Raw genomic sequence first — 1,101 nt, 5'->3', positions numbered from 1 at the left:
CAAAAACGCCCCGACGAATCGGGGCGCTCGGTGTGCCGCAGAGGGTTAGTCGACGGCCTTGACCATGTCCTCGATGACCTTTTTCGCGTCGCCGAACACCATCATGGTCTTGTCCAGGTAGAACAACTCGTTGTCCAGGCCGGCATAGCCGCTGGCCATCGAGCGTTTGTTGACGATGATGGTCTTGGCCTTGAACGCTTCGAGAATCGGCATGCCGGCAATCGGCGATTTCGGATCGTTCTTGGCGGCCGGGTTGACCACGTCGTTGGCGCCCAGCACCAGTACCACGTCGGCCTGGCCGAACTCGGAGTTGATGTCGTCCATCTCGAACACCTGGTCGTAAGGCACTTCGGCTTCGGCCAGCAACACGTTCATGTGGCCGGGCATACGACCGGCCACCGGGTGGATCGCGTACTTCACGGTCACGCCGCGATGGGTCAGCTTCTCGGTCAGTTCCTTCAACGCATGCTGTGCCCGCGCGACCGCCAGGCCGTAGCCCGGCACGATGATCACGGTGTCGGCGTTGGTCAGCAGGAAGGTCGCGTCGTCAGCCGAACCGGATTTCACCGGACGGGCTTCTTTCGAACCCGCCGGGCCGGCCGCATCCGCCGTATTGCCGAAGCCACCGAGCAGCACATTAAAGAAGGAGCGGTTCATCGCCTTGCACATGATGTACGAGAGGATCGCACCGGACGAGCCCACCAGCGAACCGGCGATGATCAGCATCGAGTTGTTCAGCGAGAAGCCGATACCTGCCGCTGCCCAGCCGGAGTAGCTGTTGAGCATGGACACCACCACGGGCATGTCCGCGCCACCGATCGGGATGATGATCAGCACACCCATGATGAAGGCCAGGGCCAGCATCAAGGCGAAGGCGTTGAGGTCGCCGGTCAACATGAAGGTGATGCCCAGGCCCAGCGTGGCCAGGCCCAGCAGCAGGTTCAGTTTGTGCTGGCCGCTGAACTGTACCGGTGCGCCCTGGAACAGGCGGAACTTGTACTTGCCCGACAGCTTGCCGAAGGCGATTACCGAACCGGAGAAGGTGATCGCACCAATGGCGGCACCGAGGAACAGTTCCAGACGGTTACCGGCCGGGATCGC

Annotated in this window: 1 protein-coding gene; it reads right to left on the bottom strand. The window is 62.0% G+C overall.

Annotated elements, in window-relative coordinates; all coding sequences use genetic code 11:
• Window positions 1–45 precede the first annotated feature (45 nt).
• A partial coding sequence (locus tag PMI34_RS22495) for an NAD(P)(+) transhydrogenase (Re/Si-specific) subunit beta (protein ID WP_008047164.1) occupies window positions 46–1,101 on the bottom strand: 1,056 nt, incomplete at its 5' end.

Source organism: Pseudomonas sp. GM74, assembly GCF_000282455.1.
In the GTDB taxonomy this organism is placed as follows: Bacteria; Pseudomonadota; Gammaproteobacteria; order Pseudomonadales; family Pseudomonadaceae; genus Aquipseudomonas.
This window is presented reverse-complemented; position numbering and strand designations above follow the sequence as displayed.